The sequence below is a fragment of the Halomonas rhizosphaerae genome (assembly GCF_030010555.1).
GTDB lineage: Bacteria > Pseudomonadota > Gammaproteobacteria > Pseudomonadales > Halomonadaceae > Halomonas > Halomonas rhizosphaerae.
On record NZ_JASCQP010000030.1, the window covers coordinates 1 to 16,137 of the forward strand.

General features: G+C 69.1%; 16 protein-coding genes. 15 read left to right on the top strand and 1 reads right to left on the bottom strand.

Features of this window, described 5'->3' with window-relative positions; all coding sequences use genetic code 11:
• Positions 1-42 precede the first annotated feature (42 nt).
• The 13 genes from fabD to QLQ83_RS14275 all read left to right on the top strand — a co-directional run bounded on the left by fabD (position 43) and on the right by QLQ83_RS14275 (position 12,048).
• Positions 43-1,014: an ACP S-malonyltransferase gene (gene fabD / locus QLQ83_RS14215; RefSeq protein WP_282736176.1), complete on the top strand. Its 972-nt coding sequence runs from the start codon at positions 43-45 to the stop codon at positions 1,012-1,014.
• 31 nt (positions 1,015-1,045) lie between these two features.
• Entirely contained in the window at positions 1,046-1,789 is a 744-nt protein-coding gene (gene fabG, locus QLQ83_RS14220) for a 3-oxoacyl-ACP reductase FabG (RefSeq protein WP_282736177.1), read from the top strand.
• A gap of 132 nt (positions 1,790-1,921) precedes the next feature.
• Positions 1,922-2,155: an acyl carrier protein gene (acpP, locus tag QLQ83_RS14225; RefSeq protein WP_008956801.1), complete on the top strand. Its 234-nt coding sequence runs from the start codon at positions 1,922-1,924 to the stop codon at positions 2,153-2,155.
• Between the two features lie 200 nt (positions 2,156-2,355).
• On the top strand, positions 2,356-3,594 hold the full coding sequence (fabF, locus tag QLQ83_RS14230) for a beta-ketoacyl-ACP synthase II (protein ID WP_282736178.1): 1,239 nt from the start codon (positions 2,356-2,358) through the stop codon (positions 3,592-3,594).
• Between the two features lie 17 nt (positions 3,595-3,611).
• Positions 3,612-4,433 (top strand): aminodeoxychorismate lyase, encoded by an 822-nt coding sequence (gene pabC, locus QLQ83_RS14235; RefSeq protein WP_282736179.1) that lies wholly within the window; start codon positions 3,612-3,614, stop codon positions 4,431-4,433.
• Positions 4,434-4,448: 15 nt separating this feature from the next.
• Positions 4,449-5,453, top strand: coding sequence for an endolytic transglycosylase MltG (mltG, locus tag QLQ83_RS14240; RefSeq protein ID WP_282736180.1), 1,005 nt, complete (start codon positions 4,449-4,451; stop codon positions 5,451-5,453).
• A 19-nt stretch (positions 5,454-5,472) separates the two neighbouring features.
• A complete protein-coding gene (gene tmk, locus QLQ83_RS14245; RefSeq protein WP_282736181.1) occupies positions 5,473-6,141 on the top strand; it encodes a dTMP kinase in 669 nt (222 codons plus the stop codon).
• Positions 6,138-7,133: a DNA polymerase III subunit delta' gene (locus QLQ83_RS14250; RefSeq protein WP_282736182.1), complete on the top strand. Its 996-nt coding sequence runs from the start codon at positions 6,138-6,140 to the stop codon at positions 7,131-7,133. The genes tmk and QLQ83_RS14250 overlap by 4 nt, the downstream gene beginning before the upstream one ends.
• 29 nt (positions 7,134-7,162) lie before the next feature.
• Positions 7,163-7,498: a PilZ domain-containing protein gene (locus QLQ83_RS14255; RefSeq protein WP_106229220.1), complete on the top strand. Its 336-nt coding sequence runs from the start codon at positions 7,163-7,165 to the stop codon at positions 7,496-7,498.
• Positions 7,499-7,546: 48 nt separating this feature from the next.
• Entirely contained in the window at positions 7,547-8,392 is an 846-nt protein-coding gene (locus QLQ83_RS14260) for a TatD family hydrolase (protein ID WP_282736183.1), read from the top strand.
• Positions 8,393-8,438: 46 nt separating this feature from the next.
• Entirely contained in the window at positions 8,439-9,017 is a 579-nt protein-coding gene (locus QLQ83_RS14265; RefSeq protein ID WP_282736184.1) for a DUF1285 domain-containing protein, read from the top strand.
• Complete coding sequence (locus QLQ83_RS14270) at positions 9,008-11,233, top strand: ATP-dependent helicase (RefSeq protein ID WP_282736185.1); 2,226 nt, start codon at positions 9,008-9,010, stop codon at positions 11,231-11,233. Before QLQ83_RS14265 ends, QLQ83_RS14270 begins: the two co-directional genes overlap by 10 nt.
• Positions 11,218-12,048: a sulfurtransferase gene (locus QLQ83_RS14275; RefSeq protein WP_282736186.1), complete on the top strand. Its 831-nt coding sequence runs from the start codon at positions 11,218-11,220 to the stop codon at positions 12,046-12,048. Before QLQ83_RS14270 ends, QLQ83_RS14275 begins: the two co-directional genes overlap by 16 nt.
• Positions 12,049-12,151: 103 nt before the next feature.
• On the opposite strand, the gene QLQ83_RS14280 is transcribed toward QLQ83_RS14275, so the two are convergent.
• Positions 12,152-13,795 (bottom strand): electron transfer flavoprotein-ubiquinone oxidoreductase, encoded by a 1,644-nt coding sequence (locus QLQ83_RS14280; RefSeq protein WP_282736276.1) that lies wholly within the window; start codon positions 13,793-13,795, stop codon positions 12,152-12,154.
• 393 nt (positions 13,796-14,188) lie between these two features.
• On the opposite strand from QLQ83_RS14280, the gene QLQ83_RS14285 reads away from it, so the two are divergent.
• Positions 14,189-14,941 (top strand): electron transfer flavoprotein subunit beta/FixA family protein, encoded by a 753-nt coding sequence (locus QLQ83_RS14285; protein ID WP_282736187.1) that lies wholly within the window; start codon positions 14,189-14,191, stop codon positions 14,939-14,941.
• Positions 14,938-15,864: an electron transfer flavoprotein subunit alpha/FixB family protein gene (locus tag QLQ83_RS14290; protein WP_282736188.1), complete on the top strand. Its 927-nt coding sequence runs from the start codon at positions 14,938-14,940 to the stop codon at positions 15,862-15,864. Before QLQ83_RS14285 ends, QLQ83_RS14290 begins: the two co-directional genes overlap by 4 nt.
• Positions 15,865-16,137: the final 273 nt, after the last annotated feature.

Genomic DNA, 16,137 nt, shown 5'->3' on the forward strand with positions numbered 1-16,137 from the left:
GTCCGGCATCGACGACAGTCAACAAGCGCAAAGGTGATCGACATGACGCAACCCCTTGCCCTCATCTTTCCCGGGCAGGGCTCCCAGCAGATCGGTATGCTGCGCGAGCTGGCAGAGCGTTACAGCGTGGTGCGCACGACCTTCGAGGAAGCGGCCGATGCCCTGGGCTACGACCTCTGGCAGGTGGTGCAGGAGGGGCCGGCCGAGGCGCTCAATGCCACCGCCTGCACCCAGCCGGCGCTGCTCACCGCCAGCGTGGCGGTCTGGCGCGTCTGGCAGGAGCTCGAGGGGCCGCGCCCCGGGGCCATGGCCGGCCACAGCCTGGGCGAGTACAGCGCCCTGGTCTGTGCCGGGGCGCTGCCCTTCGCCCAGGGCGTGCGCCTGGTGAAGCTGCGCGGCGAGGCGATGCAGGAGGCCGTGCCCGCCGGCGAGGGCGCCATGGCGGCGATTCTCGGCCTCGATGACGAGGCGGTGGAGCAGGCCTGTGTCCGGGCCGCCGACGGCGACGTGGTCGCTGCCGTCAACTACAATGCCCCGGGGCAGGTGGTGATCGCCGGCAGCAAGGCCGCCGTCGAGCGGGCCATCGCCGCCTGTCAGGAGGCCGGCGCCAAGCGCGCGATGCCGTTGCCGGTCTCGGTGCCGTCGCATTGCGAGCTGATGCGCCCGGCCGCCGAGCGCCTGGCGGCCGCCATGGGGGAGATCGAGCTGCGCTCGCCGCGCTACACGGTGTTCCAGAACGTCGATGCCCAGGCCCATGCCGACGTGTCGACCCTGCGCACCCGGCTGATCGAGCAGCTCTACCAGCCGGTGCGCTGGACCTCCTGCATCGAGGCGATGACCGCCCGCGGTGCCGAGGTGTTCATCGAGTGCGGGCCGGGCAAGGTGCTCACCGGACTCAACAAGCGAATCGCCCGAGGCAGCAAGGGGCTGGCGGTCAACGACCCGGATAGCCTCTCTGCGGCCCTCGAGCTGGCCAGGGACGCCGTCGGCCAGTCGCCGTCGGCCAATGGCTGATTCATCTCCCGGACGTGGACGGATAGAGACCATGACAACCGAGCGTAGAGTCGCCCTGATCACCGGGGCCAGTCGCGGCATCGGCCGCGCCATCGCCCATGAGCTGGGCCGTCAGGGGCGTATCGTGATCGGTACGGCCACCACCGATGCCGGTGCCGAGCGCATCGGTGCCGACCTCGCGGAAGCGGGGATCGAGGGGGGCGGTCGCCAGCTGGACGTCACCGACCCGGCCAGCGTCGATGCCCTGGTCAAGGCGGTCACCGAGGAGTTCGGTGCCCCCACGATCCTGGTCAACAATGCCGGCATCACGCGCGACAACCTGCTGATGCGCATGAAGGAAGACGAGTGGGACGCGGTGATCGACACCAATCTCAAGTCGGTCTATCGCGTCAGCAAGGCCTGCCTGCGCGGCATGACCCGTGCCCGTTTCGGCCGCATCGTCTCGATCAGTTCGGTGGTGGCCACCATGGGCAACCTCGGGCAGACCAACTATGCCGCCGCCAAGGCGGGCATGGAGGGGTTCACCCGGGCCCTGGCCCGCGAGGTGGCCTCGCGGGCCATCACCGTCAATGCGGTGGCACCGGGCTTCATCGCCACCGACATGACCGAATCCCTGCCGGAGGAGCAGCACAAGACGCTGCTTGGCCAGATTCCGCTGGCGCGGCTCGGCGAGCCCGAGGAGATCGCCGCGGCAGTGGGCTTCCTGACCGGCGACACGGCGGGCTATATCACCGGCGAGACCCTGCATGTCAACGGCGGCATGAACATGCGTTGAAACCTCCGGGGGGTGGCGGTTGCGCCGACCCGGGGGCGTCTATAAACTACCCCGCAGCTTCCGGCTAGCGGATCTGGATCTTTAACGGCTGGTTTTCCGAACGGCCAATGTGAACGACTGGAGTACGTCATAATGAGCACCATCGAAGAGCGCGTGAAGAAGGTTGTGGCCGAGCGTCTGAACGTCAAGGAAGAAGACATCCAGAACTCCTCTTCCTTCACCGAGGACCTCGGCGCCGATTCCCTGGATACCGTCGAGCTGGTGATGGCGCTCGAAGAGGAGTTCGACACCGAGATTCCCGACGAGGAAGCCGAGAAGATCACGACCGTTCAGGAAGCCATCGACTACGTCAACGCCCACCAGTAAGGTGGCGGTCGATACCGCTTGCTGAGGCGTCCGGGGCCAATGCCCCGTGGAGAGCCGTCCTGCCATGTCAGGACGGCTCTCGTGCTATGTGCGACGGGAACTTGCCGAGCCCGCACAGGTCGGGGAGACTCGGGTATAATGCGCGCAATGACGTCCCCGTCGCGGGGTCGTGTCACAAAAGGTTGTCTGGAGGAAAGCTGATGACTCGTAGAAGGGTGGTGGTGACCGGGCTCGGTCTGGTCACGCCGGTGGGGAATACCGTGGAGGAGAGCTGGGCCAGCATCCTGGCCGGCAAGAGCGGTGTCGCGCCCATCGAACACTTCGATGTCAGCGCCTTCAACACGCGCTTCGGCGGGTCGGTGAAGGACTTCGACATCAGCCCGTACCTGAACCCCAAGGAGGCCCGCAAGATGGACCTCTTCATCCAGTACGGGATGGCCGCCGGTGCCCAGGCGATCCAGGATGCCGGGATCGAGTGTCACGAGGGCAATGCCGATCGTATCGGTGTGGCCATCGGCTCGGGGATCGGTGGCCTGCCGATGATCGAGCATAATCACAATGCCCTGCTCAAGGGCGGTGCGCGGCGGATCTCGCCCTTCTTCGTGCCGGGGTCGATCATCAACATGATCTCCGGCAACCTGGCAATACAGCACGGGTTCCGGGGCCCCAACATCGCCATCACCACGGCCTGTACCACCGGGACCCACAATATCGGCTACAGCGCCCGTACCATCGCCTACGGCGATGCCGACGTAATGGTCTGCGGGGGCGCCGAGATGGCGACTACGCCGCTGGGCCTGGGGGGCTTCTCGGCGGCCCGGGCGCTCTCCACCCGCAACGACGACCCGGCCGCGGCGAGCCGGCCCTGGGACCGGGACCGTGACGGCTTCGTGCTCTCCGATGGCGCCGGCGTGGTGGTGCTCGAGGAGTACGAGCAGGCCAAGGCCCGCGGGGCCACCATTTATGCCGAGCTCACCGGTTTCGGCATGAGCGACGATGCCTACCACATGACCGCGCCGCCGGAGGATGGCCACGGTGCCGCCCGCTCCATGCGCAATGCCATCCGCGATGCCGGCATCGACCCTTCGGCCGTCGACTACATCAACGCCCACGGCACCTCGACCGCGCACGGTGATCTGGCCGAGAGCCGGGCCGTCGAGCAGGTGATGGGCGAGGCCGCGAGGTCGGTGGCCGTCAGTTCCACCAAGTCGATGATCGGCCACCTGCTGGGTGCCGCCGGTGCCGTCGAGGCGGTATTCAGCGTGCTGGCCATCCGTGACCAGGTGGCACCGCCGACCATCAACCTGGACAACCCCCAGGAAGGCTGCAACCTCGACTACGTGCCCCATACCGCCCGCGAGATGAAGATCGACGTCAGCCTCTCGAACTCCTTCGGCTTCGGCGGCACCAACGGCACCCTGGTCTTCGCCAGGGTGTGAGGCCCGAGGAACCTCAGGTGGGACCGGGTGCCTCGCCGGAAGGCTGGCCGCTGGATGATCGCGGCGTCGCCTATGGGGATGGCCTCTTCGAGACCGTGCTGCTGCGTGACGGTGCCCCGCAGTTGTGGGCGTATCACCTGGCGCGCCTGGCGCGTGGCTGTCGAGTGCTGGGGATGCCGATGCCCACCCAGCACGACCTGGAGCGCCCGTTGGCCCAGGCCGGGGAGGGGCTTGCGGTCCTCAAGCTGATCCTGACCCGGGGCAGTGGAGGGCGCGGCTATGCCCCTCCGGCGGCGCCCGATCCCCGGCTGCGCTGGCAACTGTCGCCCTTCGTCCCCGATGCCGCTCGCTGGAAGGCGGGCGTGCGGGTCCGCCTCTGTCGCCTGCGGCTGGGACTCCAGCCGGCGCTCGCCGGGCTCAAGCACCTCAACCGCCTGGAGAACGTGCTCGCGCGGTCCGAGTGGTCGGGCGCCGACACCGCCGAGGGGCTGCTCTGCGACAGCGAGGACCGGCTGGTGGAGGCCACCTGCATGAACCTCTTCTGGCAGCGGGGGGGGCGGCTCGAGACGCCGCGCCTGGATCGCTGTGGCGTGGCCGGGACGCTGCGGGCTGTGCTGCTCGAGCGCCTGCCCATCGCGGAAGTGGATGCCGCCCCCGGGGTCCTGGCCAGTGCCGAGGCGGTCTGGCTCGGCAACTCGGTGCAGGGGCTCTGGCCGGTGACCCGGCTGGATGGGCCCGAGGGAGAGGCCCGCCAGCGCTGGACCATCGGCGCGGTGCACCGCCGCCTGCAGGCGGTGGCCCATGCGCCGCTCGGTCATCCGACGCGGCTTGACGACTGAATGAGGACGACCCAGATGGGGCGTGTACTGAAGATTCTGCTGGTTCTGGCCATCCTGGCGGCCCTGGTGGCATTCGCCGGGCATCGCTATTGGCAGTCACGACTGGAGGCGCCCATCGCTCTCGAGGAGCCAGCCCTCTACGAGGTGCCCGACGGCGCCGGCTACCACCGGGTGGTGAGCGAACTGGCCGAGCGGGGGATCCTCGTCGATGCGTGGGCCTTCCGGCTGCTCGCCCGCCTCGAGCCCGAGGCCCTGCCACGCCTGCGCCCCGGGGAGTATCGCCTGGTGCCCGGCATGAGCGGACGCGAGCTGCTTTCCCTGCTGGGCAGCGACGAGGTGGTCAGCTACCCGCTGACCATTCCCGAAGGCTGGACTTTCCGCCAGATGCGCGAGCTGCTCGATGCCGCGCCGAAGCTGGCGCACCGCACCGAGGGCCTCTCCGACGAGGAGGTGATGGCTCGGCTCGACCGCGAGGGGCGCCACCCCGAGGGCTGGTTCTTCCCGGATACCTACCGCTATCACAAGGGACTCAGCGACCTGGAGATCCTGCGCCAGGCCCTGGAGCGCATGGAGGCCACCCTCGATGAGCTCTGGGCCGGGCGCGACGACGACCTGCCCCTGGAGAGCCCCTACGAGGCGCTGATCATGGCCTCGCTGATCGAGCGCGAGACCGGGGCTCCCGAGGAGCGCCCGGAGATCGCCGGCGTCTTCACGCGCCGTCTCGAGCAGGGCATGCGACTGCAGACCGATCCCACCGTGATCTACGGCATGGGAGAGCGCTATGAGGGCAACATCACCCGCGCCGATCTGCGCGAGGCCACGCCCTACAACACCTACGTGATCGAGGGCCTGCCGCCCACGCCGATCGCCCTGCCCGGACGGGCCGCGCTGGAAGCCGCGGTGCAGCCCGAGGAGGGCGAGACGCTCTACTTCGTCGCCAAGGGCGACGGCACGCACCACTTCTCGCGTACCCTGCGCGAGCACAACAATGCCGTGAACCGGTATATCCGCAATCGCTGACTATCGAGCCGGAGAGCGCATGCCCGACGAGCGGACGACACCGCGAGGACGCTTTATCACCCTGGAAGGTGGAGAGGGGGTAGGCAAGTCCACCAACCTGGCCCTCGTGGTCGACCATCTGCGGGCGTGTGGCCACGAGGTGGTCGCCACACGCGAGCCCGGCGGCACGCCGCGCGCCGAGGCGATGCGCCGCCTGCTGCTCGATCCTGACGGCGAGGAGCCCCTCGATCAGGATGCCGAACTGCTGCTGGTCTTCGCCGCCCGGGCCCAGCACCTGGCGCGGGTGATCCGCCCGGCGCTCGCGCGGGGCGCCTGGGTGGTCTGCGACCGCTTCACCGATGCCACCTATGCCTACCAGGGAGGCGGGCGCGGCATCGAGGCGGCGCGCATCGCCGAGCTCGAGGCCTTCGTCCAGCAGGGCCTCACGCCCGACCTGACGCTGCTGCTGGACATGCCCATGGCCGCGGCCCAACGGCGCCTCGAAGGTCGCCTGAAGGGGCAGGGCGGCGAGCGCGACCGCTTCGAGCGGGAGCGCGGCACCTTCTTCGAGGCGGTGCGCCAGGCCTACCTCGCCCGTGCCGAGGCAGCGCCGGAGCGCATGGTGGTGATCGATGCCGGGGCCGGCCTGGCGGCGGTCCAGGCCGAACTGCTGGCGCGGCTGGACGAGCGGCTGGAGGCCTGGTCATGAGCGAGGTCGAGGTCCCCCGTCCCTTGCCCTGGCTGCAGGCGCGCTGGCAGGAGCTGGTGCGCCTGGCCGATGCCGGGCGACTGCCCCATGCGCTGCTGATCTCCGGTGCCCATGGCCTCGGCAAGCACTCCCTGGCCGAGGCGCTGGTGGCACGCACCCTCTGTGCCTCGCCGGGCGAGCACGCCTGCGGTCGCTGCCATGCCTGTCACATGCTGGCCTCGGGTTACCATCCGGATCTTCTGCGCGTGGCCCCCGAGGAGGGCAAGCGGCAGATCCGCATCGGCCCGGTGCGCGAGGTCAATGCCTTCGTCGCCCAGACCGCCCAGCAGGGCGGCTATCGCGTGATCGTGATCGCGCCGGCCGAGGCCATGAACGTGGCGGCGTCCAATGCGCTGCTCAAGAGCCTGGAGGAGCCCGGCGGACGGACGCTGTTCGTGCTGCTCGCCGACATCCCCTCGCGGCTGTTGCCCACCATCCGCTCGCGCTGCCAGCACTGGAGCCTGGCGGTACCGGCCGAGGCCGACTGCCGGGACTGGCTGGCCGAGCGTCTGGGCGGCGAGGAGGAGGCCCGCTTCTGGTTCCGGGCCGCGGGGGGGCTGCCGTTGCGGGCGCTGGAGCTCGCCGAGCCGGAGTCCCGGGCGCTGCGCCAGCAGCTCCTGGAGACCTTCGAGGCGCTGGTCAGGGGCGCCGAGCCGGTGGCCGAGGCGGCCCGCCTGGAGCGCCAGTCCATCGACGCCATCCTGTGGTACGGTATTGCCTGGCTCGAGGACCTGATTCGCCTGGGGCTCTCGGGCGACACCAGCGAGCTGCGCAACCCCGACCTGCTGGTACTCTATCGCCAGGCGGTCAAGAATGCTCGGGTACGTGACTGGTTCCGCCTGCTGGACTATGCCCGCGAGCAGCGTCGCCTGCTGGCCGAGGGGGGCAACCCCAATCCCCAATTGGCCCTCGAGGCCTGGCTGGTCCGCTGGTCCACGCTGCTGCGCTCTTGACCTGTTGTGCCCTTGACTGAGGAGGCTCCATGGCCGCACAGAAAGCGCTCTCCCTGACGATCCAGGACGTCCCGACCCTGCTCTCGGCCTACATGCCGGTGCTGGAACGAGGCGGCATCTTCGTGCCCACCCGCGAGCGCTACGAGCTGGGCCAGGAGGTCTTCCTGCTGCTCATGCTCCCCGGGGATGCCGAACGGGTCCCGGTCACCGGCCAGGTGGTCTGGGTCTCGCCCGAGGGGGTGGCCGGGCGCCGCGTCCCGGGCATCGGCATCCACTTCAGTGCCGAGGACCAGGCCGTGCGGGATCGCATCGAGACCCTGCTGGCCGGCCATCTCGACAAGGGTGCCCCGACCTATACGCTCTGAGCGCGCCGAGTCTCTACTGCCCATCCATTCACATCGGTTGTTTTCCGAATGTTTGTCGACTCCCACTGCCATCTCGACCGTCTCGACCCCGGGACCCACGGCGGCGATCTTGCCGCCGCCCTCGATGCCGCCCGCGCCCGGGACGTGCGCCAGTTCCTGGCCATCGCCGTGACTCTCGACGACCTGCCGGCCCTGGCCGAGCTCGCCCGGACCCATGATGACCTGGTGATCTCCGCCGGCATTCATCCGTTACACAGCGTCGCCGAGGAGCCGAGCGTCGTTGCCATCATGGAGGCGGCCGAACGCGTCGGCGCCGTGGCCATCGGCGAGTGTGGCCTGGACTACCACTACCTCGACAAGTCGCCCGAGAGGGTGCCCTCCCGGGAGGTGCAGCGAGAGCGGTTCCGCCGCCAGCTGATGGCTGCCACCGAGCTGGAGCTACCGGTAATCATCCATACCCGGGACGCCCGCGACGATACCCTGGCCCTGATCCGCGAACATACCGACCCGGCGGTCGGCGGCGTGTTGCACTGCTTCACCGAGGACCTGGACATGGCCCGAGAGGCGGTGCGACATGGCTTCTACATCTCGCTGTCCGGCATCGTCACTTTCCGCAACGCCGAATCGCTTCGCGAGCTGGCACGACGGCTGCCGCTGGACCGGCTGCTGATCGAGACCGACAGCCCCTACCTGGCCCCGGTACCGCATCGTGGCAAGCCCAACGAGCCGGCCTGGGTGGTCGAGGTCGCCGAGTGCATCGCCGGCGAGCGGGGCATCAGCGTCGCGGAGGTCGCCGCCCAGACCACCGCCAACTTCTACCGGCTGTTCCGCGCCGCGGCGCCCGAGGCGCCGGCAGACGTGCGCGAGGCGCTGCGCTCCGCCGGGCTGGTCTAGGCTATCGTCATCACCCTGTCGTCCGTGGCCCGGGGGAGGGCGCATCATGCAACTCGATCCGCTACTGGCCCAGATCGACCCCGAAGGCGAGATTCCGCCCGTGGATCGCTGGCATCCCGAACACCTCGGCGAGATGGACCTGACCATCGCCGCAGATGGGCGCTGGATCCATGAGGGCACGCCCATTGCCCGACCGCGGCTAGTGCGCCTGCTCTCGACCATCCTGCGCCGCGAACCCGATGGCGACTATGTGCTGGTGACGCCGGCCGAGCGGCAGCGTATCCGGGTCGAGGACCGCCCCTTCCTGGTGGTGGATGCCGAGCGAGACGGGGACGGCCGCTGGTGGCTGACCACCAACGTCGGCGACCGCCTGGCACTCGGCGAGTCCCACTGCCTGGTGCTCAGCGAGACGCCGGCCGGTGAGACGGTGCCGGAGGTCGCGGTGCGCTTCGGGCTCGCCGCGCGGCTGGGTCGCAACGTCTACTACCGTCTGGTGGAGCAGGCCGAGACACGGGAGCTCGGCGGGGGCATCCTCGAGTTGGGCCTGACCAGCCAGGGCAGCTGGCAGCCCTTGGGGCGGCTGGATACCGGCGCGTCGAGTGATGGCGAGACACCATGTCGCTGATCCGCCAGCTGACCCCCGAGCAGCGCGCCGTGGTCGCCCATGAGCGGGGGCACGCCCGGGTCGCGGCGGTGGCCGGTGCAGGCAAGACCACGACCATGGTCGCCCGGGTACTGCACCTGCTCGCGCAGGGCGTGCCGCCGGCGCGGATCCTGGTGCTGATGTTCAACCGCTCGGCCCGGGAAGACTTCCAGGCCCGCCTGGCCGCGATGGCGCCGGACGGCCGGCCGCTGCCCGACGTGCGCACCTTCCACTCTCTCGGCCACCGGCTGACCGCGAGCCTGACACGCTGGGGGGCGCTCGCGCCACGTCAGCTGCTCACTGCCGACTGGCAGCTCGAGCGGCTCCTGCGCCAGGCCACCCTGGCCGCGCTGGGCGAGGCGCCCGAGGCCCGCGAAACGGCCCTGGAGGCCGAACGTCTCGAGGCGCTGTCCCACTTCTGCGGGCTGGTGAAGGCCGAGATGGCCTCGCCTGCCGAGCTCCACCGCCAGCTCGACTTCGGCGAGGAGACCGGCCACTTCGTGGGCGCCTTCGAGCATGCCGAGCGGCTGCTGGCCGACCAGGGGCTGATGACCTTCGCCGACCTGCTCTACCGTCCGCTGCTGGCGCTGGAGGCGGATGCCGGTCTGCGCGGCCGTGTCCAGGGCTTTCTCGACCACGTGGTCATCGACGAGTACCAGGACATCAACACTGCCCAGCAGCGGCTGCTGGCGCTGCTCGCCGGCCGTGATGCCGAGGTCATGGCGGTAGGCGATGCCAACCAGTGCATCTACGAGTGGCGGGGCGCCCACCCCGACACCATGCTGGAGAACTTCACCGCCACCTTCGGGGCGGCCCGCGACTACCCGCTCTCGACCACCTTCCGCCATGGCCATGCGCTGGCCCTCGCTGCCAATCACGCCATCGCCGCCAACCGGCGGCGTCCCGACCAGCTCTGCCTGGCCGCGCCGGGCAATCCCGCCACCGGCCTGGCCGTGGGGCAGGGCAGCCAGGGGCTGCTGGCCGAGCTCGAGGGCTGGCGTCGCGAGGGCCGCGGGCTGGACGAGGCCTGCCTGCTGGTGCGCAGCTGGGCGCTGTCGGTGCCGCTGCAGCTGGCGCTGCTTCGCGAGGGCATCCCCTTTCGCCTGGCCCGGGAGGATCGCTTCGTCTTCCGCCTGCCGCTGGTCGAGGCCCTCGCCGGCTATCTGCGTCTTGCCATCGAGCCCCGCCGGCTCCAGGATCCGGGGCACCTGGCGATGCTGCTGGCCCAGCCCACCCCCTTCGTGGCCCGGGAGCGGATCCTTGCCCTGGCGAGCCGCTTGGCCGAGACCCAGCGCTGGCCGGAGCGTCACGATCCGCTGCTCGATGGGCTCAGGCCCCACCAGCGACGCACCCTCAAGAAGCGTTGGGCATTGCTCTGCGATCTGCCCCGTCGATCGGCCTGGCCGCCGGCGCGTCTGCTCGAGCACGTGGTGTCCGAGGTCGACGCCGAGAAGGTGCTCAAGCGCGCCGCCGCCCGACGCGACAAGGGCGAGGAGGACGTGCGCCTGCTCGACGTGCTGGTCGAGCAGGCCGGCGAACTGGGCAACGACACCGAGGCCTTCATCGAGCTACTCTCCCGGCCGGTGGAGAACCGCGACGACGGGGTGCTGATCAGCACGGTGCATGGCGCCAAGGGCCTGGAGTGGCCGCTGGTGCTGGTGGCGGGGGTCAACGAGGAGGACTTTCCCCACTACACCCGCGACAACCCCCTGACGCCGGGGCGCCTGGAGGAGGAGCGGCGGCTCTTCTACGTGGCCATCACCCGGGCGCGGGAACGCCTGGTGCTGCTCCATGACGGCGGTGACCACCGCCCCAGCCGCTTCATCGCCGAGTCCGCCTGGGAGGATGGCCAGCGCGTCGCCCGCCGGCTCGACGGCACCCAGGCGGGGGAGGCCCAGGGCCCGCTGCCGGTGTCCGATCCCGACCTGGTGGGGCGCTACCTGGCCTCGCTGGGCCACTCGCTGCCGCTGGTGGCGGCGCGTCCGGCCGCGAAGGCGGAGGCGCCGTCAGCCCGTTTCCATGTCGGACAGGCCCTGCGCCATGCGGTGTTCGGCGAGGGCCGGATCAGCGTGGTGGAGGGTGACCCGGACAACCCGGTGATCGAGGTACGCTTCCACAACGCCGGCCGGCGCCGCCTGATCGCCCGCCGGGCGCCCATCGAACTGCTGGAGGGAGTCAACGCATGTCCACCCCCCTGATCACGGCCGCCGCGCTGGCCGACGCCCTCGAGGGCGCCACCCCGCCCCGGATGCTGGACTGTCGTGCTCGCCTGGGCGAGCCCGATGCGGGCCGCCGGCTGTGGTGGGAGGCCCACCTGCCGGGCAGCCACCACCTCGACCTGGAACGTGACCTGGCCGGCCCGCCGGGGGAGGGCGGCCGGCACCCGCTGCCCACGCCAGCGGCCTTCACCGCGGTGGTCCAGCGCTTGGGGATCAGGCCGGAACAGCCGGTGGTGGTATATGACGACATGGGCGGCCAGCTCGCGGCGGCACGGGCCTGGTGGATGCTCGCCTGCTGGGCGGGCCATCCCGACGTGCGGCTCCTCGACGGTGGCCTCAGGGCCTGGCTGGCGGCGGGGGGCGAGCTGCTCGAGGATGGCGACCCCGAGGCCATGCCCGCAGGCTCCTTCTGGCAGCCGGCCTTTCATGATGAGCGCCACGTCACGGCCGAGAAGCTGCTGACAGGGCCCGCGACCCCCATCGACGCCCGCGCCAGGGAGCGCTTTCGCGGTGAGGCAGAACCCATCGATCCGGTGGCGGGCCACATCCCCGGGGCCGTGTGCCGGCCCAGTGCCGACAACCTGACCGGTGACGGCCACTTCAAGTCCGCCGCGGCGCTGGCCAGCGAGCTGCCCGAGGGCGAGTCGCCGATTGCCTACTGCGGCTCCGGCGTCACCGCCTGCCACACCATCCTCGCCTATGCGGTGGCCGGCCGGCCCCTGCCCAGGCTCTATCCCGGCTCATGGAGCGAGTGGATTCGCGATCCCTCGCGGCCCATCGCCACCGGCGACTGAACCCTGGCTACGCCCGGAGCTGTAAGCCATAAGCTTGAAGCTGGAAGGAAAACCGCCCCCAGGCGTATGCATGAGGGCGGTTCTGTTTCTGCTGACTTGGAGTTTACATATTGGGGTAGTTCGGCCCGCCACCGCCTTCCGGTGCCACCCAGGTGATGTTCTGGGCCGGGTCCTTGATGTCGCAGGTCTTGCAGTGCACGCAGTTCTGGAAGTTGATCTGGAACCTGGGGTTGCCTGCGTCGTCCTCGACCACCTCGTAGACCCCCACCGGGCAGTAGCGCTGGGCCGGTTCGGCGTATTTGGGCAGGTTGTCGCGGATTGGCAGCTCGGGGTCGGCCAGCTTCAGGTGGCAGGGCTGGTCCTCCTCGTGGTTGGTGTTCGACAGGAACACCGAGGAGGGCTTGTCGAAGGAGAGCTTGCCGTCCGGTTTCGGGTAGTCGATCTTCTCGCACTCACTGGCGGGCTTGAGCGTCGCATGGTCCGGCGTGGTGTCGTGGAGGCTGGGCAGCTTGCCGCCGAGCAGCTGGTCGGCGAAGTTGTAGGCGCCGCCCAGGAAGGTGCCGTACTTGTGGATCGCCGGGCCGAAGCTGGCACTCTCCTTGAGCTCGGCGTAGGCCCAGCTGGCTTCCCACTTCTCGGTGAAGGCGGTCAGTTCGTTGCCGCCCTCGTCGCCCGAGGCGATCGCCTCGAAGACGCTCTCCGCGGCCACCAGGCCGGACTTCATGGCGGTGTGCAGGCCCTTGATCTTGGCGAAGTTGAGCGTGCCGGCGTCGCAGCCGATCAGCAGCCCCCCGGGGAAGGTCATCTTCGGCAGGCAGTTCAGCCCGCCCTTGGCGATGGCGCGGGCCCCATAGGCGACGCGCTTGCCGCCCTCGAGATGTGTCGCCAGCACCGGATGGTGCTTCATGCGCTGGAACTCGTCGAAGGGCGACAGCCAGGGATTCTGGTAGGAGAGGTCCATGATCAGGCCGACCACCACCTGCTGGTTCTCGGCGTGGTAGAGGAACCAGCCGCCGTGGGTGTGCTTGTCCAGCGGCCAGCCGGAGCCGTGCAGCACCAATCCGGGTTCATGCTGCTCGGCGGGGATGTCCCACAGCTCCTTCAGGCCGATACCGTAGTGCTGCGGGTCCTTGCCCTCATCGAGCCCGAAGCGCTCGATCAGCCGCTTGCCCAGGTGGCCGCGGGCGCCCTCGGCGAACAGGGTGTACTTGGCGCGCAGCTCCATGCCCGGCATATGGCCCTCCTTGGGCGCCCCGTCGGCGCCCACGCCCATGTCGCCGATCAGAATGCCGCGCACGGTGCCGTCCTCGTCCTGGATCACCTCCTGGGCGGCGAAGCCGGGGAAGATCTCCACGCCCAGCGCCTCGGCCTGCTCGGCCAGCCAGCGGCAGAGGTTGCCGGCACTGATCACGTAGCGTGTCATGTCCCCGCCGGTGTTGTGCATGGAGGGCGGCACCAGCGCATTGGGCAGCTTCTGGCCCTTTTCGGCGTCCTTGAGCAGGTAGACCTCGTCGCGGGTGGCCGGCGTGGTCAGCGGGGCGCCACGCTCCTCCCAGTCGGGGAAGAGCTCGGCCAGGGCGCGGGGTTCGAAGACCGCCCCGGAAAGGATATGGGCGCCCACCTCGGACCCCTTCTCCACCACGCACACCGTGAGCTCCTGCTCCGCCTCGTTTGCCTGCTGCATCAGGCGAGCCGCCGCCGAGAGCCCCGAGGGTCCGGCGCCGACGATGACCACATCGAAGTCCATGGAATCGCGTTCGACTTGTTCTTCCACCTGCTCTCTCCTTGCTGTCCCGAGGACGCGGCCACTGGATGCGACCAACGTCGGAAGGATTTAAAACGGTCGTTTGCTTCTAGCCATGCTCCATGATAGGCATAATAGCGGCAAAGGGTCACCCCCTGCGATGGTGCAGCGCGTCATGGCCCGGCATGTGCCCGAGGTTCGAGGGATTGTTGATCGGGATGCGGCTATGGCACATTGGAAGGGTTTTATCGGTGCTGCGCCTATCAAACGCTTGCATGAAACGCATAAGGGTATGTCAGCCGGTTCCCAAGGAGGCGGGCCTCCACCCGCCTCGTTTCGGGGCAGAGCCCGCTTCTCCAACCATCAGGTTCCCAGTGTGAACCAAGCGAGGACACTATGAAGGTACTCGTCGCGGTCAAACGCGTCATCGACTACAACGTCAAGATCCGGGTCAAGCCGGACAACAGCGACGTCGACCTCACCAACGTCAAGATGGCCATGAACCCCTTCTGCGAGATCGCCGTGGAAGAGGCGGTGCGCCTCAAGGAGCGCGGAGTGGCGACCGAGATCGTCGCCGTGACCGTCGGCCCCAAGGCCGCCCAGGAGCAGCTGCGCACCGCCCTGGCGCTGGGTGCCGACCGCGCCATTCACGTCGAGACCGACGAGCGCGTCGAGTCGCTGGGCGCCGCCAAGGCGCTGGCCAGGCTGGTGGAAGAGGAACAGCCCGGCCTGGTGATACTGGGCAAGCAGGCCATCGACACCGACAACAACCAGACCGGGCAGATGCTCGCCGCCCTGACCGGCCTGCCCCAGGGCACCTTCGCCTCGGAAGTCGTCATCGAGAACGACAAGGCCCAGGTGACTCGCGAGATCGATGGCGGCCTGCAGACCCTCGAGCTGACGCTGCCGGCCATCGTGACGACGGACCTGCGCCTCAATGAACCGCGCTACGCCAAGTTGCCCGACATCATGAAGGCCAAGAAGAAGCCGATGGACGTCAAGAGCCCGGCGGATCTCGGCATCGAGGTGGCCTCGAAGATCACGCTGCTCAAGGTCGAGCCGCCGGCCGAGCGCCAGGGCGGCGTCAAGGTGGGCTCCGTGGACGAGCTGGTCGACAAACTCAAGAACGAGGCGAAGGTGATTTCATGAGCATTCTGGTTCTGGCAGAACATCACGACGGCGCCCTGGCCGGCGCCACCGCCCATGTGGTCGCGGCCGCCCAGGCCATCGGCGGCGATATCGACGTGCTGGTGGCGGGCGAGAATGTCGGCCCCATTGCCGAGGCCGCGGCGAAACTCGACGGCGTCAGCAAGGTCCGCGTGGCCGACAACGCCGCCTATGCCCACCTGCTCGCCGAGCCCACCGCGGCGCTGATCGCGGAGCTCGCCGGCGACTACAGCCACGTGCTGGCCTGTGCCTCCACCACCGGCAAGAACGTGCTGCCGCGCGTCGCCGCACTCAAGGACGTGGCGCAGATCTCCGAGATCATTGCGGTGGAGAGTGCCGACACCTTCAAGCGGCCGATTTACGCCGGCAACGCCATCGCCACCGTGCAGAGCGAGGACGCGCTGAAGGTGATCACCGTGCGCGCCACCGGCTTCGACGCGGTGGGCGAGGGGGGGGGCGCCAGCGTGGAGGCCGTCGACTTCGTCGCCGACAACACCCAGTCCACCTTCGTCAAGGAGGAACTGGCCCAGTCCGACCGCCCCGAGCTGGGCGCGGCCAAGGTGGTGATCTCCGGTGGCCGCGGCATGGGCAACGGCGAGAACTTCACGCTGCTCGAGGGCATCGCCGACAAGCTGGGGGCGGCCATCGGCGCCTCACGGGCCGCGGTGGACGCCGGCTTCGTGCCCAACGACATGCAGGTGGGCCAGACCGGCAAGATCGTCGCCCCGGACCTCTACATCGCCGTGGGCATCTCGGGGGCCATCCAGCACCTGGCGGGCATGAAGGACTCCAAGGTGATCGTCGCCATCAACAAGGACGAGGAGGCGCCGATCTTCCAGGTCGCCGATTACGGTCTCGTCGCCGATCTCTTCGAGGCGCTGCCGGAACTGGAAAGCAAGCTGTAAGGAAGATCGGGAACTTCCCGGTGGCGCTCTCGACAATCATCGGCCTCGTCGCGGATCTCTTCGAGGCGCTGCCGGAACTCGAGTAGAAGCTGTACGTCAAGGTCGCGTCGTGGCGCTGCCTGATCGGTAACGCAGGCCGCGTTTTTTCGCCAGCCTGCCCGCGGGCCGGCCCCTTGGGGGCCGGCCCGCGTCGTTCAGGGTGTCGATTAACATCTCCTATACAAGGGATAACAGGAATCATTAGCAACAATTGCGGTTCCCTGCCATCCTTGT

Excerpts from the sequence above, each read along its gene's own strand:
- QLQ83_RS14250 (WP_282736182.1), top strand. The coding sequence starts at position 6,138 with ATGAGCGAGGTCGAGGTCCCCCGTCCCTTGCCCTGGCTGCAGGCGCGC.
- QLQ83_RS14255 (WP_106229220.1), top strand. The coding sequence starts at position 7,163 with ATGGCCGCACAGAAAGCGCTCTCCCTGACGATCCAGGACGTCCCGACC.
- fabD (WP_282736176.1), top strand. The coding sequence starts at position 43 with ATGACGCAACCCCTTGCCCTCATCTTTCCCGGGCAGGGCTCCCAGCAG.
- QLQ83_RS14280 (WP_282736276.1), bottom strand. The coding sequence starts at position 13,795 with ATGGACTTCGATGTGGTCATCGTCGGCGCCGGACCCTCGGGGCTCTCG.
- QLQ83_RS14260 (WP_282736183.1), top strand. The coding sequence starts at position 7,547 with ATGTTTGTCGACTCCCACTGCCATCTCGACCGTCTCGACCCCGGGACC.
- QLQ83_RS14270 (WP_282736185.1), top strand. The coding sequence starts at position 9,008 with ATGTCGCTGATCCGCCAGCTGACCCCCGAGCAGCGCGCCGTGGTCGCC.
- acpP (WP_008956801.1), top strand. The coding sequence starts at position 1,922 with ATGAGCACCATCGAAGAGCGCGTGAAGAAGGTTGTGGCCGAGCGTCTG.
- QLQ83_RS14285 (WP_282736187.1), top strand. The coding sequence starts at position 14,189 with ATGAAGGTACTCGTCGCGGTCAAACGCGTCATCGACTACAACGTCAAG.
- fabG (WP_282736177.1), top strand. The coding sequence starts at position 1,046 with ATGACAACCGAGCGTAGAGTCGCCCTGATCACCGGGGCCAGTCGCGGC.
- QLQ83_RS14290 (WP_282736188.1), top strand. The coding sequence starts at position 14,938 with ATGAGCATTCTGGTTCTGGCAGAACATCACGACGGCGCCCTGGCCGGC.
- fabF (WP_282736178.1), top strand. The coding sequence starts at position 2,356 with ATGACTCGTAGAAGGGTGGTGGTGACCGGGCTCGGTCTGGTCACGCCG.
- QLQ83_RS14265 (WP_282736184.1), top strand. The coding sequence starts at position 8,439 with ATGCAACTCGATCCGCTACTGGCCCAGATCGACCCCGAAGGCGAGATT.
- QLQ83_RS14275 (WP_282736186.1), top strand. The coding sequence starts at position 11,218 with ATGTCCACCCCCCTGATCACGGCCGCCGCGCTGGCCGACGCCCTCGAG.
- mltG (WP_282736180.1), top strand. The coding sequence starts at position 4,449 with ATGGGGCGTGTACTGAAGATTCTGCTGGTTCTGGCCATCCTGGCGGCC.
- tmk (WP_282736181.1), top strand. The coding sequence starts at position 5,473 with ATGCCCGACGAGCGGACGACACCGCGAGGACGCTTTATCACCCTGGAA.